Origin of the sequence: Flagellimonas sp. CMM7, from assembly GCF_021390195.1 — a bacterium.
In the GTDB taxonomy this organism is placed as follows: domain Bacteria; phylum Bacteroidota; class Bacteroidia; order Flavobacteriales; family Flavobacteriaceae; genus Flagellimonas.
In genome coordinates this window covers 1,069,702-1,093,777 of record NZ_CP090003.1, presented here as the reverse complement: position 1 = coordinate 1,093,777, position 24,076 = coordinate 1,069,702, and the positions used below count along the sequence as shown (strand labels likewise).

14 protein-coding genes are annotated in these 24,076 nt (G+C 38.5%); 13 read left to right on the top strand and 1 reads right to left on the bottom strand.

Features of this window, described 5'->3' with window-relative positions; genetic code table 11:
* Positions 1-9 precede the first annotated feature (9 nt).
* The 7 genes from nrfD to LV704_RS04975 all read left to right on the top strand — a co-directional run bounded on the left by nrfD (position 10) and on the right by LV704_RS04975 (position 8,079).
* Entirely contained in the window at positions 10-1,737 is a 1,728-nt protein-coding gene (gene nrfD / locus LV704_RS05005) for an NrfD/PsrC family molybdoenzyme membrane anchor subunit (RefSeq protein ID WP_163421439.1), read from the top strand.
* Between the two features lie 2 nt (positions 1,738-1,739).
* Entirely contained in the window at positions 1,740-2,267 is a 528-nt protein-coding gene (locus LV704_RS05000) for a DUF3341 domain-containing protein (protein ID WP_163421440.1), read from the top strand.
* A 4-nt stretch (positions 2,268-2,271) separates the two neighbouring features.
* Complete coding sequence (locus tag LV704_RS04995) at positions 2,272-2,841, top strand: c-type cytochrome (RefSeq protein ID WP_163421441.1); 570 nt, start codon at positions 2,272-2,274, stop codon at positions 2,839-2,841.
* 17 nt (positions 2,842-2,858) lie between these two features.
* Positions 2,859-4,202 carry a quinol:cytochrome C oxidoreductase gene (locus LV704_RS04990; RefSeq protein ID WP_163421442.1) on the top strand — a complete coding sequence of 448 codons (1,344 nt, stop codon included), beginning with the start codon at positions 2,859-2,861 and terminating at the stop codon, positions 4,200-4,202.
* Positions 4,203-4,229: 27 nt separating this feature from the next.
* A complete protein-coding gene (locus tag LV704_RS04985) occupies positions 4,230-5,288 on the top strand; it encodes a cytochrome c oxidase subunit II (RefSeq protein ID WP_163421443.1) in 1,059 nt (352 codons plus the stop codon).
* A 39-nt stretch (positions 5,289-5,327) separates the two neighbouring features.
* Positions 5,328-7,139 carry a cbb3-type cytochrome c oxidase subunit I gene (locus LV704_RS04980; protein ID WP_163421444.1) on the top strand — a complete coding sequence of 604 codons (1,812 nt, stop codon included), beginning with the start codon at positions 5,328-5,330 and terminating at the stop codon, positions 7,137-7,139.
* A gap of 115 nt (positions 7,140-7,254) precedes the next feature.
* Positions 7,255-8,079, top strand: a complete 825-nt coding sequence (locus LV704_RS04975; protein WP_163421445.1) for a GIN domain-containing protein — start codon at positions 7,255-7,257, stop codon at positions 8,077-8,079.
* A 6-nt stretch (positions 8,080-8,085) separates the two neighbouring features.
* On the opposite strand, the gene LV704_RS04970 is transcribed toward LV704_RS04975, so the two are convergent.
* The gene (locus tag LV704_RS04970) at positions 8,086-10,350 is read right to left on the bottom strand and encodes an acyl-CoA dehydrogenase (RefSeq protein WP_163421446.1); all 2,265 of its coding nucleotides are present in this window, start codon (positions 10,348-10,350) and stop codon (positions 8,086-8,088) included.
* Positions 10,351-10,499: 149 nt separating this feature from the next.
* Here LV704_RS04970 and ruvB point away from each other — a divergent pair, with 149 nt between their 5' ends.
* From ruvB to sprA, 6 genes are all read left to right on the top strand, one after another.
* A complete protein-coding gene (gene ruvB / locus LV704_RS04965) occupies positions 10,500-11,522 on the top strand; it encodes a Holliday junction branch migration DNA helicase RuvB (RefSeq protein ID WP_163421447.1) in 1,023 nt (340 codons plus the stop codon).
* The gene (queG, locus tag LV704_RS04960; RefSeq protein ID WP_163421448.1) at positions 11,497-12,444 is read left to right on the top strand and encodes a tRNA epoxyqueuosine(34) reductase QueG; all 948 of its coding nucleotides are present in this window, start codon (positions 11,497-11,499) and stop codon (positions 12,442-12,444) included. The genes ruvB and queG overlap by 26 nt, the downstream gene beginning before the upstream one ends.
* A gap of 138 nt (positions 12,445-12,582) precedes the next feature.
* The gene (locus LV704_RS04955) at positions 12,583-13,908 is read left to right on the top strand and encodes an MFS transporter (RefSeq protein ID WP_163421449.1); all 1,326 of its coding nucleotides are present in this window, start codon (positions 12,583-12,585) and stop codon (positions 13,906-13,908) included.
* A 101-nt stretch (positions 13,909-14,009) separates the two neighbouring features.
* Complete coding sequence (locus LV704_RS04950) at positions 14,010-16,304, top strand: NADP-dependent malic enzyme (protein WP_163421450.1); 2,295 nt, start codon at positions 14,010-14,012, stop codon at positions 16,302-16,304.
* Between the two features lie 41 nt (positions 16,305-16,345).
* A complete protein-coding gene (gene ruvA / locus LV704_RS04945; RefSeq protein ID WP_163421451.1) occupies positions 16,346-16,927 on the top strand; it encodes a Holliday junction branch migration protein RuvA in 582 nt (193 codons plus the stop codon).
* Positions 16,928-16,932: 5 nt separating this feature from the next.
* The gene (gene sprA, locus LV704_RS04940; RefSeq protein ID WP_163421452.1) at positions 16,933-24,054 is read left to right on the top strand and encodes a cell surface protein SprA; all 7,122 of its coding nucleotides are present in this window, start codon (positions 16,933-16,935) and stop codon (positions 24,052-24,054) included.
* Positions 24,055-24,076: the final 22 nt, after the last annotated feature.

The following is a 24,076-nucleotide window of genomic DNA, read 5'->3' as shown; positions in this document are numbered from 1 at the left end:
AGATAAATTATGGCGTCGCATTACGAAGCACCTATTCGAAAGCCCTTAGTACTTGGAGATAAAGGATACCATGACGTTACCGTGGATATCGCAGCTCCTGTGGAGGGGAAGGCCAACAAACATTGGTGGATTGTATTTACCATTGCTTTAGTTGCATTCCTTTGGGGTCTAGGATGTATCATTTATACCATTTCCACAGGTATTGGGGTTTGGGGTCTTAATAAGACCGTAAACTGGGCCTGGGATATTACAAACTTTGTTTGGTGGGTAGGTATTGGTCACGCAGGAACACTGATTTCTGCTGTATTGCTTTTATTTAGACAGAAATGGAGAATGGCAATTAACCGTTCTGCGGAGGCAATGACCATTTTCTCGGTTATTCAGGCAGGTTTGTTTCCAATCATTCACATGGGTCGTCCTTGGTTGGCGTATTGGGTACTTCCAATTCCAAACCAATTTGGTTCGTTGTGGGTAAACTTTAACTCACCACTACTTTGGGATGTATTTGCGATTTCAACATACTTATCCGTTTCCTTGGTATTCTGGTGGACAGGTTTGTTACCGGATTTCGCCATGATTCGCGATAGAGCTGTTAAACCATTTCAAAAGAAAATATATAGTTTATTAAGTTTTGGTTGGACCGGTAGGGCCAAAGATTGGCAACGTTTTGAAGAAGTTTCATTGGTTTTGGCAGGTTTGGCAACACCACTTGTACTTTCTGTACACACCATTGTATCCTTTGACTTTGCTACATCGGTGATACCAGGATGGCATACCACTATATTCCCACCCTACTTTGTTGCGGGTGCAATTTTCTCTGGATTTGCTATGGTAAACACTTTGCTTATCATCATGAGAAAGGTGTGTAGCCTTGAAGCCTATATAACCGTTCAACATATAGAATTGATGAACATTGTAATTATGATTACGGGTTCTATAGTTGGATGTGCCTATATTACGGAACTGTTCATTGCTTGGTATTCTGGGGTTGAATACGAACAGTATGCGTTCCTAAATAGGGCAACAGGACCTTACTGGTGGGCATATTGGTCTATGATGACTTGTAACGTGTTTTCCCCACAGTTTATGTGGTTCAAAAAATTACGTACCAGTATCATGTTCTCGTTCTTCATTTCCATTGTGGTGAACATAGGAATGTGGTTTGAACGATTTGTGATTATTGTTACTTCCTTACATAGAGATTACTTGCCGTCTTCATGGACCATGTTCTCTCCAACATTTGTGGATATAGGAATTTTTATCGGTACCATAGGTTTCTTCTTTGTATTGTTCCTTTTATATTCCAGAACGTTCCCTGTAATTGCGCAGGCAGAGGTTAAATCAATTTTGAAGGCGTCTGGAGAGAAGTATAAGAAACTTAGGGATGCAGGGAAACCTCTATATGAAATGCCAGCTGTAAAAGGTGAGGTAAAGAAAGAAAAGGCTCCAAAAGCAGAAAAGGACAAACCTGATGAAAAGAAAGTTTCCTCCTTGTTAGATACCATTGGTGTATTTAATGCGGAAACTGAAACTGCAGACGATTTGAAAAAAGTAAAAGGTATTGGACCTCAAATGGAACAAACCTTGAACCAGATAGGAATTTTTACGTTCGCTCAGGTGAGTAAAATGACAGAAAAAGAATATGACTTGCTGGATTCTATCACTGGTTCCTTCCCGGGAAGGGCGCAACGTGATGATTGGGCAGGACAAGCAAAAAAATTAAACGCTAAAAAATAGTTATGGCATCAAAAGTTATACATGCACTTTATACTGATGATGATGTGTTGATGCATGCCGTAAAGAAGGTAAGAGCAGAACACCATCATATTGATGAAGTGTATACACCTTTTCCAGTACATGGTTTAGATAAAGCACTTGGTCTTGAAGATACCCGTATAGCAATTACTTCTTTTATGTATGGTTGTTTGGGACTTACTGTGGCCATTGTAATGATGAATTACATCATGATTGATGATTGGCCTCAGGATATTGGGGGTAAACCAAGTTTTACTTACTTGGAAAACATGCCTGCTTTTGTACCAATTATGTTTGAATTAACGGTGTTCTTCGCGGCCCACTTAATGGTGATCACATTTTATTTAAGAAGTAAAATGTGGCCGTTTAAAAAAGCGGAAAATCCAGATGTAAGAACTACAGATGACCATTTTTTGATGGAAATAGGAGTTCATGATAATGAAAAAGAGCTTACTGCTTTGTTGTGGGATACAGGAGCTGTGGAAATAAATGTTACAGAAAAGGAGTCATAAAACTATGAAGCATTTAGGTAAAATAGGTATTGTCTTAGTTTTGGTCCTGTCTATGGCGGCTTGCGCTGACAAGAATAGTCCAAACTACCAGTATATGCCCAATATGTATGAACCTGTGGGATACGAAACTTATCAGGGAGTTGATAATGGATTGTTTCCAAATGGGACAGAAGCTATGCTCCCAGCAGAAAACACGATCCCTAGAGGATACATGCCGTACAAATTTGAGAATACTCCTGAAGGAAAAGCTTTGGCAAGATTGAATTTGAGTCCATTGGATTCTTTACAAAGCGAAGCTAATTTGGCAACAGGAAAAGAGCTTTACGATATTTATTGTTCAATTTGTCATGGACCAAAAGGAAAAGGGCAGGGCACATTGGTGAAAAGAGAAAAAATATTGGGTGTTCCTAGCTATGATGATGTAGCACGTAACATTACAGTAGGTACTACCTACCACACCATCTATTACGGATTAAACTCAATGGGTTCTTACGCAGCTCAATTTGCTAATGAAGAAGAGATGTGGCAGGTATCCGAGTATGTGATGAAATTAAAGGAAGATCTAACAAAATAATTGGATAAGAGTATACTATGTACACGTTTTCAAACAGACTAAAAATAGGATCTTTCATTGCAATGGCAGTTGGATTGATTTGTTTAGCAACAGGTTTTTTATCCGCTCCCAGTACTGTGGAAGAAGCTAAGGCAATGGTAGCCTCAGCACATGGTGATGGTCATGGAGGAGGTCATGCTGAAGAAGCTTCACATCAAACTACGACTGACAGCCACGCAGAAAAAGATGCCCATGGAGCGGAAGCTTCGCATGATGCATCACATGATGAGCATTTGTTGCACCAATTACAAAATAGACCTTGGTCTGCATTATATGTAGCTGCCTTTTTCTTTTTTATGATATCATTGGGTGTATTGGCCTTTTATGCTATTCAACGAGCAGCACAAGCTGGTTGGTCACCACTGCTATTCCGTGTTATGGAAGGTATTACCGCATATTTGGTGCCTGGTGGAATAATTGTATTTGTTATTTTATTACTTTCTGTATTGCACATGAACCATATGTTTGTTTGGATGGATGCAGATGTGGTTGCACATGATAAATTGTTACAAGGAAAAGCAGGATATTTAAACCCTACTTTCTTTTTAATTCGTGCTGCTATCTTTTTGGGCGGTTGGATTTTTTACCGCGAATATTCTAGAAAACTTTCCTTGGCACAAGATGAGTCTGATGATAATTCAAACTTTAAATTGAATTTCAGAATTTCCGCAGCCTTCTTGGTGTTCTATTTAATTACGGAATCCATGATGTCTTGGGATTGGATAATGAGCGTTGATCCACACTGGTTCAGTACGCTGTTTGGATGGTATGTATTTGCAAGTATGTTTGTTTCTGGAATAACGGTAATTGCAATGGTTACTATTTATCTGAAATCAAAAGGGCATTTAGAGAATGTTAATGATAGCCATATTCATGATTTGGCGAAATTCATGTTCGGTATCAGTATTTTCTGGACATATCTGTGGTTTTCTCAATTTATGTTGATATGGTATGCTAACATCCCAGAAGAGGTAACTTATTTTATTACAAGGATTGAGGATTATAAATTGCCATTCTTTGGAATGTTGGCAATGAACTTTATATTTCCACTATTGGTATTGATGAACAGTGATTACAAAAGAGTAAATTGGTTTGTTATCATGGCTGGTATTGTAGTGCTCTTTGGACACTACATGGATGTTTTCAATATGATTATGCCCGCTACAGTTGGTGACCAATGGTATATAGGATTACCTGAAATTGGAGGAATATTGTTCTTTGGAGGACTGTTTGTGTACTGGGTGTTCAACACGCTTACAAAACAACCATTACAACCAAAGCGCAATCCATTTATTGAGGAAAGTAGACAATTTCATTATTAATACGATTAAGGCTTAGAAAGATATACAATGACTGCATTATTAACATTGACTGTTTTAGTACTGGTAGCAATCGCAATCTGGCAAATGACCAAGATTTTTGAATTGTCCCAACTGAAATCAGAAAGCACGGAGATAGCCACAGATTCAGATAACAAGTACAATGGTTATTTGTTATTCGGATTCCTGATTTTTATCTACGGAATTACCATATTTAGTTTTGCAAAATACAATAAGATGTTGCTTCCAGAAGCTTCTTCTGCACATGGTGGGGAATATGACCAACTCATGTGGGTGTCATTTGCCATTATCTTTTTTGTACAGACCATTACACAAGCCTTATTGCACTATTTTGGATATAAGTATAGAGGAGAGAAAGGTAAAAAAGCACTTTTCTTTGCAGATAATGACCGCTTAGAGTTTATATGGACCATTATTCCGGTTATTGTGCTTGCAGGTTTAATTCTATGGGGGTTGTATACCTGGACAAACATCATGGATATAAATGATGAAGATGACCCTTTAATAGTGGAGTTGTATGCCCAACAATTTAACTGGACAGCTCGCTATGGTGGGGATGATAATGTTCTTGGAGATGCAAGTGTTCGTTTAATAGATATTGATAGAGCAAACGTTCTTGGTTTAGATGAGTCGGACCCAAACGCAGCAGATGATGTCATCACAAAAGAATTGCACTTACCAGTTGGCCGAAAGGTAAATTTTATGATGCGCTCCCAAGATGTGTTGCATTCGGCATACATGCCTCACTTTAGGGCTCAAATGAACTGTGTTCCAGGTATGATTACCCAATTTTCATTTACACCTACGGTAACTACGGAGGAAATGCGATTGAACCCAGATGTGGTGGATAAAGTCAAAAGAACAAATGCCATACGCGCAAAGCGAGCGGCAGAAGGAAAACCGAATTCAGAGCCATGGGAGTTTGATTATATCCTATTATGTAACAAAATCTGTGGAAAATCCCATTATAACATGCAAATGAAGATTATAGTGGAAACAGAGGAAGAATACAATAAATGGATTGCTGAGCAGACAACATTTACGCAAACTGTTGCACCTGTTGAATAAAGGCTAGGAAAAGAACTATAATAAAAATTTAGAAAGATTATGTCAGCTACTGAACACGGACATGAAGATCATGGACATCATCATAAAGAAACGTTTGTAACCAAATATATCTTTAGTCAAGACCATAAGATGATTGCCAAGCAATATCTTATTACAGGTGTTTTGGTCATGGGCTTTATAGGAATTGCAATGTCATTGTTGTTTAGAATGCAATTGGCATGGCCTGGAGAATCATTTTCAGTTTTTGAGGCATTTTTAGGCAAATGGGCACCTGAAGGTGTTATGGATGCTGATGTTTACTTAGCTTTGATTACTATGCATGGTACCATTATGGTATTCTTTGTATTGACTGCAGGGTTGAGTGGTACGTTTAGTAACTTATTGATTCCTTTACAGATAGGTGCTCGTGATATGGCATCTGGCTTCTTGAACATGCTTTCTTTTTGGATGTTTTTTGTGTCAGCGGTTATCATGATTATTTCATTATTTGTTGAAGCAGGACCAGCAGCAGCGGGTTGGACTATTTACCCACCATTGAGTTCATTGCCAATGGCACAACCAGGTTCTGGTATGGGCATGACCTTATGGCTGGTATCCATGGCAATATTTATTGCTTCGTCCTTATTGGGTTCACTAAATTATATTGTAACAGTAATCAATTTAAGAACCAAAGGAATGTCAATGACACGTTTGCCATTGACCATTTGGGCATTTTTTGTTACGGCAATTATCGGTGTAATATCTTTCCCAGTATTACTTTCAGCGGCTTTACTGTTGATAATGGATAGAAGTTTTGGTACATCCTTTTTCCTTTCGGATATATTTATTCAAGGAGAGGTGCTGCATTACCAAGGAGGGTCACCCGTATTGTTCGAGCACTTGTTTTGGTTCTTGGGCCACCCAGAAGTATATATTGTTTTACTTCCTGCTTTGGGAATTACTTCAGAAGTAATGTCGACCAACGCGAGGAAACCTATATTTGGTTATAGAGCGATGGTAGCTTCCATTTTAGCTATTGCTTTCTTATCTACTATTGTATGGGGTCACCATATGTTCATCTCTGGTATGAATCCATTCTTGGGCTCTGTATTTACATTTACAACATTATTGATTGCAATACCGTCCGCAGTAAAGGCCTTCAACTATATAACCACCTTATGGAAAGGAAACCTGCAGCTTAACCCAGGCATGTTGTTTTCCATAGGTCTTGTCTCTACCTTTATATCTGGTGGTCTTACAGGTATTATCCTTGGGGATAGTACATTGGATATCAATGTTCATGATACTTACTTTGTAGTAGCTCACTTCCACTTGGTAATGGGTATTTCTGCACTGTATGGACTTTTTGCTGGGGTATACCATTGGTTCCCTAAAATGTTCCAGGGTAGAATGATGAATAAAAACTTGGGTTATGTGCATTTCTGGATTACGGCAATTTGTGCCTATGGTATATTCTTTCCAATGCACTTTGTTGGTATGGCCGGAGTGCCAAGACGTTATTATGAAAACACGGCATTCCCAATGTTTGATGAGTTAACAAACGTTCAAGTATTGATGACGGTGTTTGCACTTATTGCAGGAGCAGCACAATTGGTATTCGTTTACAACTTTGTGAGAAGTATATTTTACGGAAAGAAAGGACCTCAAAACCCATGGAGTTCCAATACATTGGAATGGACAGCTCCACAAGAGCATATGCATGGAAATTGGCCAGGTGCAATTCCTCACGTACACCGTTGGGCTTACGATTATAGTAAAACGTATGAAAATGGTGAATATATTATCCCAGGGCAGGATTTTGTTCCACAGAACATTCCGCTTCAGGAAAACGAAGAAGAACTCAACCACTAAGCTTCAAAATAAAACAAAGCCCATCCCATTCGGATGGGTTTTTTGTTTACAGACTTTGGTACGGCAATTGTTACCCGTAATTGTAATATCTTTAATAACCTTAAATCGAATACTTGTGAAAAATCTTGTAATACTACTTTTATTATTGTGTCATGTCACGTTAATGGCGCAACGCAAACCTAAAGTAAAGGGAAGTCGTATTGTTACCGAAGTTAACGAGGAACTACCTGCCTTTAATGCAATTCAACTTAATGATAATCTAGACATCGTACTAAAAAAATCATTTGGCCCGGGATACCAAATTGTGGCTGATGATAATCTGATAGATATTTTAAAATTTAAAGTTGAGGACAGTACATTGGTAATAACTTCTTTTTATGCTGTTACTGCCAAAAAGCAATTTGATATCACCATAAATTATACAGAGCTAAAAGCAATTACGGTTAAAGAAGGCAGTGTTGTTTCAAACGATATTATCAGCAGCGATGAGTTATTTATAGATGCGTTTGCTGATGCAAGATTGGACATTAAGGCAAATGCAGCAGTGATGGACATTAATTTAGAAGATACTAGCAAAGGAGATTTTAATGTTGATGTAGATTCACTGAATATAGGTCTACATAATAGAGCTGAAGCCTATATATATTCTGTAAATGAAGTAAGCTTGGTGGATTTGGATGGAAATGGATCCTTGACCTATGAAGGTACTTCCGATAGAACAGAAATCGACTTAACAGGGAATGCAAAATTTAAGGGTGAGAAAATGGAAGTGGGTATCATTAAGGCCAGGTTGGAAAATGCTGCAAATGCCCGCATATATGCCTATAGAGATTTGGAGCTTAGTGCCAAAGGAAACTCCAGAATATACCTCTATGGCAACCCCAAAATTACGGTTCTCGAATTTTTGGATACTGTCCAATTGATCAAGAAAGTAGAATGACCTTATTTACTTGGCAATAGGAGCAGTAATACAATGCTCTGGAATTCCAAAACCATCTACCAATACCTCAATGTGCGGTCGTAGTTCGGTAGATAAACGTTCCACCCTTTGTCTAATAGCCTTGGATTTTGTTCCACCAAAATATCCTTGTTCCAGATACCATCCAGTATCATTGTAAAGCTGGTCCAGGGCATAAAGTGTTCCTAACTTTTCCAATAATACCCTATGTTTTTTATCTGCAACAGAAGTGCAGAATTCATTGAACGTATGATACGCCAGTTCTACACTATAGGCTTTCCCTAAGACTAATAAGTGAGTCTGAACTTTTAAAAAAGCTTGATAAGAAGGAATTCCCTTTTTTATATAACTCCTTATTCGCATGGCCAGCGTATAAGTTAGTCTACGGGTTCTATAATTAAACGCATGTTTGTGAAATTTAGGATTATATAGATGTTCCTTGTCCACTTTGTTGGAATAAATGGGATTAATAGTGCTTAACTTATCGGCGAGTTGGCTTCGTAACAATTTTAAAACTGAAGTAAATCCGGCACTATTAAACTCTGCTTTAAAGTCTGATAAAACTCCCTTTGCTGCCAATTGTAATAAAACGTTGTTGTCTCCTTCAAAAGTGGTGAATATGTCCACATCCCCTTTTAGGTCGGCAATTCTATTTTCCAACAAATATCCTTTTCCGCCGCAAGCTTCCCTGCACTCTTGAATGGTGTCATTTGCAAACCAGGTTATGATGGATTTAAGACCAGCCACTTGAGTTTCAACTTTTCTTTTATCAGGTTGAGAATCATCACTATATCGTTTCATCATCTCCTCTAAAGTCACATGATACACATATGCGCTTGCAATTGCGGGGGTCAGTCGTAATTGATGTGTAGGGTAATCCATAATAAGATCTTCTTGAATCTTAACACTGTCATTAAACTGTCTTCTGTTCAATGCGTGCTTAACTGCAATGGTCAATGCCATTTTTGCGCCACCGACGCCCCCTTTTGCCACGCAGATACGACCACCGACCAAAGTGCCGAGCATGGTGAAAAATCGTTTGTTCGGATTCTTGATTGCTGAAGAATAGGTGCCATCATCCCTGATTTCACCAAATTCATTCAGTAAATTTTCACGAGGAACTTTGACTTGGTCAAACCAAATCTTTCCATTATCCACACCATTTAAACCAAGTTTGTATCCATTGTCCTCAATGATAATTCCTTCCAATACGGTATTGTTTTTATCGCGTACTGGAACCAAAACAGCATGTACCCCTTCATTTTTTCCATCAACGATCAATTGTGCAAAAACGGAAGCCATGGATGAATGCAAAGCATTGCCTATATATTCTTTATTGTCGTTTGGTCCTGGTGTATGAATAATAATAGAGTCAGTTTTTTGGTCATAAGTGGCAGTGGTCTTTATGCCTCTGACATTAGAGCCATGTCCTGTTTCAGTCATGGCAAAACAGCCCAATAGTTTTGCTTTCCCTGTATCGGTCAAGTATTGGTCGTGATGTTTTTTAGTGCCCAACTTCTGAATACTACCACCAAAAAGTCCAAATTGAACCCCAAATTTCACAGCAAGGCTCCCATCAATAAACATGAGGTGCTCAAAAATTGCTCCGTATGCCGGCATGTTGCCAGTCCCCCCATATTCGGGACCATAAGCCATGGCACCATAACCGTTCGTACCTAGAAGCTGAACTTGTTCTAGTACTTTTCCCCTAAAATCTTCTTTGTTTCTTTTAACATCCCAATGAAAACTGGGTTGATTCAGGAAACTCCTAAAATTATCAACCGCTTTAGCGTGCGAACCTTTTAAAATACCATCAAGCACTTTGGAATCATAAAAATCTGAGGTTTTATGATGAATAACTTCGACATCAAACAAATGATTGTAATGATTGGGTTGTATCCCTAGGTTTATTTCTATGTGCTTTAAATGGTCGTTGAAATCGCAACGCTCGCAATGTAAATTCCCCAAACGCTGACTTAATGATGCTAGCGGATAAGTATCACTTTCGATCAACTTGACATTGGAATTCGTAATAGTATGTTTCCATTGTTTAAACTCTTCATCTATAGGTGGGTTTTCTCTATCCAACCATTGTGAGAGCAGATTTTTCTCATCAGAATTAAGAACTGAATCTTGTTCAATGGTTTTTTTAACAACAGCTATTTCGGAAGCCGAAAGCAAATCATCTGACCAGATGACGTAAAAAAAAGGGATGTACTGTAAAATGCCTATTGAGTAATCAGATTTCACCATAAAACGCTTAGTTGAAGAAATTGTGTTATTTCTTAGAAGTATCTAATTTAAGATTTAGTTTTTAAGATTGACATTTGAATCTTAAGCAGTAAGCATTTTAGAGGAAATGGTTTCTAGCACATTTGGTTTTCACCTATATTTGTTAGGATATGAATGAAAATCTAGACCCTACACCTGAGAGCTTTTCTCAAGAAGAGCTTGACATTGAAAGAGCGTTGCGACCTATTACTTTTGATGACTTTACTGGTCAGGAGCAAGTGTTGGAGAATTTGAAGATTTTTGTACAGGCAGCTAACCTTCGTGGTGAAGCTCTGGATCATACTTTGTTCCATGGCCCACCAGGATTGGGGAAAACTACCTTGGCTCATATTCTGGCAAATGAACTGGGAGTAGGAATTAAGATTACCTCTGGTCCGGTTTTGGATAAACCGGGAGATTTGGCAGGCCTTTTGACCAATCTTGAAGAACGGGATGTATTGTTTATAGATGAGATTCATCGTTTAAGTCCCATTGTGGAAGAATACTTGTATTCCGCTATGGAGGATTATAAGATTGATATCATGATTGAAACAGGACCGAACGCCAGAACAGTTCAAATCAATCTAAGTCCATTTACATTGATCGGAGCTACCACGCGTTCAGGATTGTTAACGGCACCAATGAGAGCTCGATTTGGTATACAAAGTAGATTACAATATTACAATACAGAGTTATTGTCGACCATTGTAGAACGAAGTGCTGAGATTTTGAAAGTGCCCATTACCAATGAAGCAGCTATTGAGATTGCTGGTAGAAGTAGGGGAACTCCAAGAATTTGCAATGCTCTTTTAAGAAGAGTACGAGATTTTGCCCAAATAAAGGGTAATGGAAATATAGATATGGATATTTCAAAGTTTAGTTTGAAGGCCTTAAATGTAGATGCCCATGGACTGGATGAAATGGACAATAAAATCTTAATTACCATTATTGATAAATTTAAGGGAGGTCCAGTTGGCATTACAACTTTGGCTACCGCAGTTTCAGAAAGTGCAGAAACCATTGAAGAAGTGTACGAGCCTTTTTTAATTCAACAAGGCTTTATTATGCGCACCCCAAGAGGTCGTGAGGTCACCGAGCTTGCATACAAGCATTTGGGTAGGTTGAAAGATGGAACCCAAGGAGGGTTATTTTAATTTGATAACAAAAACTAATTATACTGAACTAATTAAAACCGAAGCCAAACGCCTCGGTTTTTTGTCTTGTGGGGTTTCCAAAGCTGAATTTTTAGAAGAAGAAGCACCAAGATTGGAAAAATGGCTTAACCAAAATATGCATGGTGAGATGCAGTATATGGAAAACCATTTTGACAAGCGGTTAGATCCCACTAAATTGGTTGAGGGTTCAAAATCGGTAATTTCATTGTTGCTCAATTATTTTCCAGAGCAGAATCAAATAAAGAACACCTATAAGGTGTCTAAGTATGCCTATGGCACAGATTATCATTTTGTGATAAAAGATAAACTCAAATCCCTTTTGCATTTTATTCAAGACGAAATCGGGGAAGTTCACGGAAGAGCATTTGTAGATTCTGCTCCAGTTTTAGATAAAGCGTGGGCGGCAAAAAGCGGCTTAGGTTGGATAGGTAAACACAGTAATTTGCTAACACAACAAGTAGGGTCGTTTTACTTCATTGCTGAGTTGATTGTGGATTTGGAACTGGATTATGATACTCCAGTCACGGATCATTGCGGCACTTGTACCGCCTGTATTGATGCCTGCCCAACAGAAGCAATTGTTGCCCCTTATGTTGTGGATGGAAGTAAATGTATTTCCTATTTTACCATAGAATTAAAAAATGAAATTCCTAATGAGTTCCAGGGGAAATTGGAGGATTGGATGTTTGGTTGTGATGTTTGTCAGGATGTTTGTCCCTGGAATAAATTTTCAAAACCACATGCTGAGCCATTATTCAATCCAAATCCAGAACTACTGTCCATGTCCAAAAAAGATTGGGAGGAAATTACCGAAGATGTGTTCAAAAAAATCTTCAAAAAATCTGCGGTAAAGCGAACCAAATTCTCAGGTTTGCAACGGAATATTAAATTCCTTAAATAGATTTTTGTTTAGCGAAATCGTTTGCGTTGTCATTTTCACTGTTTTAAGCCCTGGTTTTTGTCATAAAAACAAAGAAATCGGTATATTGATAAGATGTAGAAGACATTATGGAGCTAATTTTTAACTACTGACCTAACTATGAAAATTAAAAAACCTGAACTGAGTTTTTGGCAGATTTGGAATATGAATGTTGGATTTCTAGGCATTCAATATAGCTTTGGATTGCAGCAGAGCGCTATCAACCCTATTTTTCTTTTCTTGGGGGCAGAAGAAGAATTACTGCCCATTTTAAATATAGCGGGCCCCATAACGGGTTTAATCGTTCAACCATTGATTGGCGCTATTTCCGATAAAACCTGGTCGGCAAGATGGGGTAGAAGAAAACCATTTTTTCTTATTGGCGCTATTTTAGGAAGTCTATGTCTATTTGCTTTCCCGCTTAGCCCAGCTTTATGGTTCGCGGTAGGTTTGTTATGGATTCTTGATGTAGGGAACAATATGGCTATGGAACCTTACCGTGCTTTTGTAGGAGATAAATTACCGGACAAACAATTGAGCATGGGATACCAAATGCAGAGCTTGTTTGTAGGTGCTGGTATTCTCTTGGCCAATGCATCCATCTTTTTGTTTCAAGATTGGTTTGGAGGAGGGCAAGAAGTTGAAGGAACCATTCCCAAATGGTTATATTATTCTTTTTTTATTGGTTCATTTTTATCCATTACAACAATACTCTGGTCTGTATTGAAAACCCCAGAGATTCCACCTGGTGATGAAGAATTAAAAGAAATAAACAGACATAAGGCACTCCCATTTGCAGAACGTTTTAAAACACCTTTTGTTGAAATTGCAGATGCTGTAAAAGAAATGCCAAAATTTATGTGGAAGCTCTCGGCGGTTTATCTATTTCAGTGGTATGCGTTGTTTGTTTATTGGCAATTTATAACCCCATTATTTAGAGCTACAATGGGGTATAATACTTCTGAAGCAGCGGCGCAGGCAGCAAAAATGAGTACTACCTATAACGTTGTTACAGCAGTGGTAGCTTTAATATTGGTTCCATTGACCCTGAAGTTTGGTGGAAAGAAGATATATGCTCTCAGTCTTTTTGGTACTGCATTGGCATTGTTCGCAATACCAAACATTGCAGATCCAGTGTATGTGTTAATTCCTATGGTATTGTTTGGGATTGGATGGGCAGCTATGATGGGAATTCCGTATAGCATGGTTTCAAAGATTGTTCCCCAAGAAAGAAGAGGGGTATATATGGGAATCTTAAACATGATGATTGTAATCCCAATGGGAATTCAAACATTGACATTTGGCCCTATTTTTAAAAACTTTCTAGGCGGAAATTCCATAAATGCAATTTTATTTGCTGGAGCCTGCTTTGTAATTGCATCAATTTTAGCAATGCGATTAAATGTATCCAAAGAAGATAATCTTGCAGACATTGTAGAAGAATAAACTGTATTTTTTCAAATTACTTTTACCATAACTTAAGAATGGATTTGGTATTTCATCATTACAAGGGAATACCATTATCTTTACAGCTTCAATTGTAACAAATGAACAAAGAACAACAACGTCGGGAAGCATTATTATACCACGCTAAACCCCAACCAGGTAAAATAAAAATTGTTCCTACCAAGCCGTATGCAACGCAGCGGGATTTGGCACTTGCCTATTCGCCAGGGGTTGCTGAGCCTTGTTTGGAGATTGAAAAGAATAAGGATGACGTTTATAAATACACGGCCAAAGGAAATATTGTTGCGGTAATTTCTAACGGTACGGCAGTTTTGGGACTCGGAAATATAGGACCTGAAGCCTCAAAACCGGTAATGGAAGGAAAAAGCCTTCTGTTTAAGATTTTTGCGGATATCGACGGAATGGATATAGAATTGGATACCACCGATGTAGATAAGTTTGTGGAGACCGTAAAAACCATTGCCCCAACGTTTGGAGGAATCAATTTAGAAGATATTAAGGCCCCGGAAGCATTTGAAATAGAACGAAGGCTTAAAGAAGAACTGGATATTCCGGTAATGCATGATGATCAGCATGGAACGGCAATTATTTCTGCCGCTGCGCTTTTAAATGCTTTGGAGATTACCCATAAAAAAATAGAAGAAGTTAAGATTGTGGTGAGTGGGGCAGGTGCTGCAGCTGTTTCCTGTACACGATTGTATAAGGCATTTGGCGCTAGAAGCGAAAATATTGTAATGCTGGATAGCAAAGGAGTTATCCGAAGCGATCGGAAAAATCTTTCCAAAGAAAAGCTAGAATTTGCTTCAGACAGAAAGATAGATACACTGGACGAGGCTTTAAAAGATGCAGATGTTTTTATAGGACTGTCCATCGCAAATATCATGACCCCGGAAATGCTTAAATCAATGGCGAAGGATCCTATTGTTTTTGCCATGGCAAACCCTGACCCGGAAATAGAATACAACATAGCTTGTAAGACAAGGGATGATGTTATTATGGCCACAGGTAGATCTGATCATCCAAATCAGGTAAACAATGTTTTAGGATTTCCATTCATTTTTAGAGGTGCGTTAGATGTGCGGGCAACAAAAATTAATGAAGAAATGAAGATGGCCGCTGTTCGAGCTTTGGCAGATTTAACGAGGGAGCCTGTGCCGGAACAGGTTAACATTGCATATGACACAACAAGATTGGCTTTTGGCAAAGATTACATAATTCCAAAACCTTTTGATCCAAGGTTAATTACAAAAATTCCACCGGCAGTTGCCAAAGCGGCAATGGACAGTGGAGTGGCCAAAGCACCTATACAAGACTGGAAAAGATACGAGGAAGAACTCTACCAGAGATCAGGTAATGATAACAAGGCAGTGCGCTTGATGCACAATCGAGCCCGATTGAATCCAAAACGAATTGTTTTTGCAGAGGCCGAATTACTAGATGTGATGAAAGCAGCACAAATTGTACATGATGAAGGTATTGCAATTCCAATATTGTTAGGAAGCAAGGAGACTATAGAAGGCCTTAAAAAAGAACTGGATTTTGATGCAGAAGTTCCAATTATAGATCCCCGTTCAGATGAGTCCAAGGATATGCGGAATAGATATGCTTTAAAATTATGGGAATCTAGAAAGCGAAAAGGAGAAACCAAATATAGCGCCAATGTTAACATGGGTAAGCGTAATTATTTTGGTGCTATGATGCTTCAGGAAGGTGATGCAGATGGAATGATTTCTGGATATTCCAGGTCATATCCGAAGGTGCTAAAACCTGTTTTTGAAGTGTTGGGTCGATCTAAAGGGGTGAAAAATGCTTCCACAGTAAACATTATGATTACAGAAAGAGGCCCACTGTTTTTAGCGGATACTTCTATCAACGTAGATCCAAGCGCGGAAGATTTGGCAGAAATAGCCCAAATGACAGCAAATGTTGCGAATACCTTTGGCTTTAATCCAGTAATGGCCATGTTGTCATATGCCAACTACGGTTCATCAAGCCATCCAAATGCACAGAAAGTGAGAGAAGCAGTTAAGATTTTACATGAGCGCAATCCAGAGTTGGTGGTTGATGGCGAAATTCAGACGGATTTTGCTTTGAGCCAAGAATTATGTCATAACAATTTTCCGTTTTCAAAGCTTGCGGGGAAAAAGGTAAACACTTTGATATTCCCTAATTTGGATTCGGCAAATATCACGTACAAACTTCTAAAAGGATTAAACAATGCAGAGTCTATTGGTCCAATTATGGTAGGCTTGCGTAGATCAGCACATATTTTGCAGCTTGGTGCCAGTGTTGATGAAATGGTTAATATGGCTGCTGTAGCGGTTATTGATGCCCAAGAGCGAGAGAAACGGAAGAAAGCAAAAATGGGAGAGTAACTACAAGGCTAAAACTTTACCCTAAACTTAACTGCTATATCATGATTACCCACTTACAAGGAAAATTGGTCGAAAAAAATCCAACTTACGTTATAATTGAATGTGCTGGAGTAGGATACTTTTTGAATATTTCACTACATACTTTTTCACAATTAAAGAATGAGGAAAACATCCGACTTTTTACACATTTACAAGTAAAGGAAGATTCACATACCTTATTTGGTTTTGTAGAAAAATCGGAACGTGAAATTTTTAGACTGTTGATTTCAGTTTCTGGGATTGGATCAAGCACCGCCAGGACTATGTTGTCTTCATTATCTCCTGTCCAGGTACGTGACGCTATTGCCAATGGAGACGTCCCTTCCATACAGGCAATCAAGGGTATAGGAGCAAAGACTGCCCAACGTGTAATCCTTGACCTAAAGGATAAGATTTTAAAAGTCTATGATATGGGCGAAGTTTCCCTACAATCAAACAATACAAGCAAAGAAGAAGCGTTATCTGCTTTAGAGGTTCTTGGTTTTGTCCGAAGACAATCAGAAAAGGTTGTGGACAAGGTATTATCCCAGGATCCTACACTAAGCGTTGAGGACATTATAAAATTGGCGCTGAAAAATTTGTAACTAGTTTGAAAAGAGGGGCAAAACCAATACTTAAATCATTAAGATTTAAGCACTTTTTCTTTTTTATATGTTTTCTGATAGCCACTAACCTAATGGGCCAGGAGACCAATGAGCAAGTTCAGGATTCGGTGAAAACCGGTTTTGCAATTGGTCAATTGATATTGGAGAACCCAGATAGCATTATTGCTAAATATTCTTACGACCCTAAACTAGACCGATATATCTACACAGAGAGTGTTGGGGACTTTGATATAAGTTACCCTATTATTCTTACTCCAGATCAATATTTTGAACTCGTTCGAAAAGAACGAATGAAAACATACTTCAAAGAAAAAATTGATGCTTTCACAGGCAAAAAGGAAGGAAGTCAAGAAGCTAGAAAAAACTTGTTGCCCAATTTTTATGTGAACAGTAGTTTCTTTGAATCAATTTTTGGCGGAAATACGATTGAAGTAATTCCACAAGGTTCCGTTGCCATGGACTTAGGAGTATTATGGCAAAAAAATGATAATCCTGCACTTTCCCCTAGAAACCGAACCAATCTTTCTTTTGATTTTGATCAAAGAATAAGTTTAAGTCTTTTGGGAAAAGTGGGAGAGCGTCTTCAGGTGACTGCTAACTACGATACAGAAGCTACTTTTGATTTTCAGAATTTGGTAAAAATAGATTACACGCCAACCGAGGACGATATCCTTCGTAAAATAGAGATTGGTAATGTAAACATGCCTTTAAATAGTTCTCTGATTACAGGTGCACAAAGTCTGTTTGGAGTAAAAACTCAATTGCAATTTGGTAGAACTACGGTGACTGCAGTTTTCTCGGAACAACGTTCGCAAAACAACACTGTGGTAGCTCAAGGAGGAGGTACTGTAAATGAATTTGCTTTGACTGCCTTAGATTATGATGAGGATAAACACTTTTTCTTAGCTCAATATTTTAGGGATAATTACGATCGTGCATTAACAAATTACCCTTTTATTCAAAGTCAAGTTCAAATTACAAGATTGGAAGTTTGGGTGACCAACCGTAACCAACAGACATTAAATGTGAGGAACGTGGTTGCCATTCAGGATTTAGGTGAAGTTGAGTTGGGAGCTGACGGAAGAGAAATTACGAGAATTGGTAAAGAGGGTAATGCACCTGGAGGATTTTTTAACGTGCTACAACCGGGAGCGTTGCCACGAAATGAAGCAAATGATTTTGACCCGGCATTAATTGGAAACGGGGGGCAATTAACAACTGCAATTAGAGATATAGCCACGGTGGAGGCCGGATTTAATGTTGAAGCAAATCAAGGTTTTGACTATGCAATTTTGGAAAACGCCAGGAAACTGGAGCAGGGAAGGGATTATCAGTTTGATGCACAATTAGGATATGTTTCTTTAAACCAACGTCTTAGTAATGATGAAGTGTTAGGGGTGGCGTTTCAATATACCATCAATGGCGAAGTGTTCCAAGTAGGTGAGTTTGCAAACGGAGGGGTTGATGCTACAACGGTCTCCGGAGGAGTGAATCCAATTATAGAAAACAATACCCTTATTCTAAAACTGCTGAAAAGTAATATTACCAATGTGGATGATCCTATTTGGGATTTGATGATGAAGAACATCTATGCCACCGGGGCATTTCAATTAAGTGAAGAAGATTTTAAACTAAACATTCTATATTCTGATCCCACCCCAAGAAACTACATAACACCAGTTGATCCAAATGCAGGATGGCCAGTAGGTTATGAAGACCGTATCCTAATCGATGTTTTCAACCTGGATAGATTAAATGTGTATAATGATGTGCAGCCTGGTGGAGACGGTTTCTTTGACTATGTGCCAGGAATTACGGTAGATACACAGTCGGGACGCATTATTTTTACAAAAGTAGAGCCATTTGGGGAGTTTCTTTTTGAAGAATTGGGCGGTGGAACCTATGATGTGGATAATGACCAAGGTTATAACGTTAACCAGCAGCGTTATGTATTCCGTAACATGTATGCTAAGACCAAAGCAGCTTCTTTGCAAGATGCTGAGAAGAATCGCTTCCAACTTAAAGGGCGTTATAAATCACAAGGAAATAATGGTATTCCAATAGGAGCGTTTAACGTGCCTAGAGGTTCAGTTAGGGTTACGGCTGGCGGTCGTCAACTACAAGAAGGAATAGATTATACTGTAAATTATCAAGCAGGTACTGTTCAGATTTTAGATCCTAGTTTGGCTGCCTCCAATACTCCCATCAATATTTCGGTTGAAAACAATGCTGTTTTTGGCCAACAAACAAGGCGATTTACGGGAATAAATGTAGAACATAAATTCAATGAGAACTTTGTATTGGGAGGTACTCTTTTGAATTTGAACGAAAGACCACTGACTCAAAAATCAAATTTTGGAGTTGAACCGGTTAACAATACTATTTTTGGATTAAACGGAAACTTCAGCACCGAGATACCATTCTTAACAAGGCTGGCAAATAAACTTCCTAATATAGATACGGATGTTCCTTCTAATCTATCGGTAAGGGGAGAAGTTGCTTTCTTAAAACCCAATTCTCCAAAGAATGCGGATTTTCAAGGAGAAACCACAACGTACTTAGATGATTTTGAAGGTGCGCAAGCTTTAATTGATATTCGTTCATCCTTGGGATGGACCTTGGCAAGTCCACCTGTAGAATTTTTGCAGGATAGAACAGATATTGATGTCGGTTTTGAAAGGGCGAAAATGGCCTGGTATACAATTGATCCAATTTTTTATACCAATCAAAGACCTTCTGGAATGTCTGATAATGACATTTCACTGAACTCTACTCGAAGGGTTTTTATTGATGAGGTTTTTGCTGAAACAGATATCGCGCAGGGCCAGACTCAAGTTCAGGGAACTTTGGATTTGGTGTATTACCCTAATGACAAAGGGCCTTACAATGCGAACCCAAGCTTTGAGACAGAAACGCCAGATGAAAAGTGGGCGGGTATTATGCGTCCATTGAGTAGTACTAACTTTGAACAGTCCAATGTAGAATTTGTTCAGTTTTGGGTTTTAGATCCTTATGTGGACGGAGAAACCAATAATGCAAATGCAGGAGAGTTGGTGTTGAACTTAGGAAACATCTCAGAAGATATTTTGAGAGACGGAAGAAAACAATATGAGAATGGGCTACCGGCAAGTACCAACACAGAAATTCCCAGGACTACCATTTGGGGAGAAGTTCCCTCTACGCAATCTTTGGTATATGCTTTTGATGCAGATGAGGCGAATAGAGTATTACAAGATATTGGGTTAGATGGATTGGATGATGCGGAAGAACAAGCAATTTATAATGGACCAAGTGAAGATCCAGCATTGGATAACTATCAGTACTATTTAAATAGAGAAGGTGGTATTTTGGAACGTTATTTAGATTTCAACAATACTGATGGTAACTCTCCGGTAGCAGTAAGCAATACAAACAGAGGGTCAACAACACTGCCAGATGTAGAAGATATTGATAGGGATTTAACAATGAATACGGTTAACAGCTATTATGAATATCGTATTCAAATAAGGCCAAATACAACTATTGATGATCAATACGTAACGGACATAAGAGAAGGGCTTACCCCAGACCTTCCTAATGGAACCCAGTTGAACAGAAGATGGATACAATATAAGATTCCGTTAAGTGATTTTACAGATGCGGTCGGTGGAATAACAGATTTTCGTTCCATCAGTTTTATGCGGATGTACCTTACCGGGTTTAATGACGATGTGGCATTGCGTTTTGCTACTTTGGACCTTGTTCGTGGAGATTGGAGAACATATACCAATTCTTTACAGCCAGATATTGATAATGATCCTTCTGATGACGGTACGGTAACAGATGTTAACACGGTTAATATTGAAGAGAATTTTGGTAGACAACCTATACCATATGTTTTGCCTCCTGGAGTAGTAAGAGAACAATTGAACAACAATAACACCATTATAAGACAAAATGAGCAGTCTTTGTCCTTTGTAGTGGAAAACCTGGAATCTGAGGATTCACGGGGCGTTTTCAAAAACGTAAATATTGATGTGAGACAGTATGAGCGCATTAAGATGTTCATGCATGCCGAAAAAATATTAAATGGAGATTATTCAGATGATGACACACCTTTGGTTGGTTTTCTTCGGATAGGAACAGATTTCTCGGAGAACTTTTATCAAATAGAATTACCACTTCAGTTTACATCCTTTAATGTAACATCTCCAGATGAAATATGGCCAGATGTAAATGAGATAGATATTGACCTAAGTGATTTGAACAAAGTTAAATCCAGAGGAATTGCCGAGCAGACACTAAATGATATTAACTATTACGAGATTATAGACGGTGATGCTGTTTTGGTGGATGAATTTGCGCCCAGAACTTTAGGAAGATTACGAATAGGAATCCGTGGTAATCCATCATTGGGAAGTATTCGCGGAATGATGGTGGGTGTTAAAAACATTGATGATTTGCCTGCAAGAGGCGAAGTTTGGTTTAACGAACTTCGCTTGGCCGGCTTGGATAATAATGGTGGATGGGCAGCAATTGCCGCTTTGGATGCGAACATGGCAGATTTTGCAAATGTTACTGCAACGGGAAGCAGAAGTACTTCAGGTTTTGGTTCCATTGACCAGATGCCCAATGAGCGTTCACGTGAAGATGCCATTTCTTATGATGTGGTCACCAATGTAAATGTGGGCCAATTATTTCCTAAAAAATGGGGACTTCAACTTCCATTTAATTACGGTATTTCGGAAAGTCTCATTACTCCTGAGTTTGATCCCGTTTATGACGATTTAAAGTTGGATGACCGTATTGCCGCCGCAACAACACCAGAAGATGCTGAAACCATTCAAAAACAGGCAGAGGATTACACCAAAAGGACGAGCATCAATCTTATTGGAGTTCGCAAAAATAGAAGTGATGAAGCTGAAGAAAACTTTTTTGATGTAGAAAATTTCACCTTCAATTATTCTTATAATGAAACCAATCATAGAGATTTTGAAGTGGCGGATTTACGCGACCAAAACGTAACAACTGGTTTTGTTTACAATCATAATTTCAAACCCGCTCCAATTGCGCCATTTGTTAAGAAGGATTCATTATTTATGAGTAAATACTGGCAATGGCTTAAAGAACTCAATTTTAATTTATTGCCTACGAGCTTATCGGTAAATGCAAACTACAATCGTTCATTTAACCAACAACGGTTTAGAGATGTGTTGGAGCCAGGTGTAGATGCTTTGGAGTTGCCATTGCTACAACAACGTAATTACCTATTTAACTGGCAGTATGCATTAAATTATAGTATTTCCAAATCGCTGCGATTAAACCTAACGGCATCTAACAATAATATAGTACGTAATTATTTTAATGTTGATGATGATTCGGATTCAGGAATTAATCAAGCACTGGACTTATGGGATGGATTTTTTGACATTGGTGAACCCAATAGACATTCCCAACAAATGCAACTAAATTATGAACTGCCGTTTAGTAAGTTTCCGTTTTTGAATTTTATCAATGCGCAATACACCTACACCAGTAATTTTGACTGGCAACGTGGAGGTGATGCTTTAAATGAGGTTGCTGGAGAAAACATTAATACGGTTCAAAATGCCAATACACATAATATAACGGCCAACTTAACCATGCAACGCTTTTACGACTTTTTAGGTCTTAAAAAGAAAAGTGGAAAAGTGACGGCAACTCAGGCACGTGTAAGACGTGACAAGGCTGGTAACCCTGCATCAGAAGATGAAAAACCACCCAAAAAGACAAGTAAGGCCTTTAATACTTTGGTTGATATTGTAACCATGGTAAAACGAGTTAACGTAAACTATAGTGAGAACAGTGGTAAAGTATTGCCAGGGTATACACAATCCATTGGTTTTATTGGGACTGCCAGACCTACTCTAGGGTTTGTTTTTGGAAGTCAATCAGATGTGCGCTTTGAAGCAGCTAGAAATGGTTGGTTAACTACTTTTCCAGAATTTAACTCCCAATATCTTGAAAATTCAAACAAACAATTAAACATTACAGCTACAGCACAACCCACTCAAGACTTGACCATAGATTTTACCGCGGATAGACAATTGTCCAATAGTTACCAAGAAAATTTCCAGGTAAATGATTTGGGTAGTGGTGAGTTTGAGTATGAAAATTTGTTGGGCAATACCTTTGGAAATTTTAGTATATCTACCATAATGATCGGGACTGTGTTCAGCAAAAGTGATGAATTCGATTCTGAAACCTTTGAAAAATTCAAAGAGAACAGAATAACTATCGCTAACAGATTGGTTTCTGATCGAGGACAGAATCCTGGCACCCTAGATGCTGATGGATTTCCGCAACGTTATGGGAAAACACAACAGGAAGTATTGCTTCCAGCATTTTTTGCCGCCTATACAGGACAAGATGTAAATCGTGTGAATCTAGATGCCTTCCGTGAAATACCCATTCCAAATTGGAACATCAAGTATACTGGATTAATGAAAAACAGATGGTTTAAAAAGAAATTCAAGCGTTTTTCACTAAGTCATGGCTATCGCGCAGCATACAGTATCAACTCTTTTCAAACCAATCTAGAGCGAGAAAATACAGCAACGGACCCTGAAACCGAAGACTTTCTTCCAGAGAACATTATAAATAATGTAGTGCTTACCGATCAGTTCAACCCTTTAATGCGGGTAGATTTTGAAATGAAGAACTCGTTTAGTTTTTTAGCTGAGGTAAGAACGGATAGAACCTTATCCTTAAGTTTTGATAACAACCTGCTTACGGAAATTAATGGAAAGGAATATACCTTAGGATTGGGTTATCGTTTTAAAGATGTAAAATTTGTCACCAATATTGGCGGCGAGAAAACGAGATTGAAGGGTGACTTAAACCTTAAGGCCGATTTATCCCTTAGAGACAATATCACCATAATTCGAAATCTGGATATTGACAATAACCAAATTACATCAGGACAGCAATTAATGTCCATCAAATTCACGGCAGACTATGCCTTGAGCAAGAGTTTGAATGCGTTGTTCTTCTACGATCATTCATTTTCCCAATTTGCGGTATCCACTGCATTTCCGCAAACCACTATCAATACAGGGTTTACGCTTAGATATAACTTTGGGAACTAATATTTCCTTGCCTAAGACCATT

Excerpts from the sequence above, each read along its gene's own strand:
- LV704_RS04985 (WP_163421443.1), top strand. The coding sequence starts at position 4,230 with ATGACTGCATTATTAACATTGACTGTTTTAGTACTGGTAGCAATCGCA.
- ruvB (WP_163421447.1), top strand. The coding sequence starts at position 10,500 with ATGAATGAAAATCTAGACCCTACACCTGAGAGCTTTTCTCAAGAAGAG.
- nrfD (WP_163421439.1), top strand. The coding sequence starts at position 10 with ATGGCGTCGCATTACGAAGCACCTATTCGAAAGCCCTTAGTACTTGGA.
- LV704_RS04995 (WP_163421441.1), top strand. The coding sequence starts at position 2,272 with ATGAAGCATTTAGGTAAAATAGGTATTGTCTTAGTTTTGGTCCTGTCT.
- LV704_RS04990 (WP_163421442.1), top strand. The coding sequence starts at position 2,859 with ATGTACACGTTTTCAAACAGACTAAAAATAGGATCTTTCATTGCAATG.
- queG (WP_163421448.1), top strand. The coding sequence starts at position 11,497 with ATGGAACCCAAGGAGGGTTATTTTAATTTGATAACAAAAACTAATTAT.
- LV704_RS04980 (WP_163421444.1), top strand. The coding sequence starts at position 5,328 with ATGTCAGCTACTGAACACGGACATGAAGATCATGGACATCATCATAAA.
- LV704_RS05000 (WP_163421440.1), top strand. The coding sequence starts at position 1,740 with ATGGCATCAAAAGTTATACATGCACTTTATACTGATGATGATGTGTTG.
- LV704_RS04950 (WP_163421450.1), top strand. The coding sequence starts at position 14,010 with ATGAACAAAGAACAACAACGTCGGGAAGCATTATTATACCACGCTAAA.
- LV704_RS04970 (WP_163421446.1), bottom strand. The coding sequence starts at position 10,350 with ATGGTGAAATCTGATTACTCAATAGGCATTTTACAGTACATCCCTTTT.
- ruvA (WP_163421451.1), top strand. The coding sequence starts at position 16,346 with ATGATTACCCACTTACAAGGAAAATTGGTCGAAAAAAATCCAACTTAC.
- LV704_RS04955 (WP_163421449.1), top strand. The coding sequence starts at position 12,583 with ATGAAAATTAAAAAACCTGAACTGAGTTTTTGGCAGATTTGGAATATG.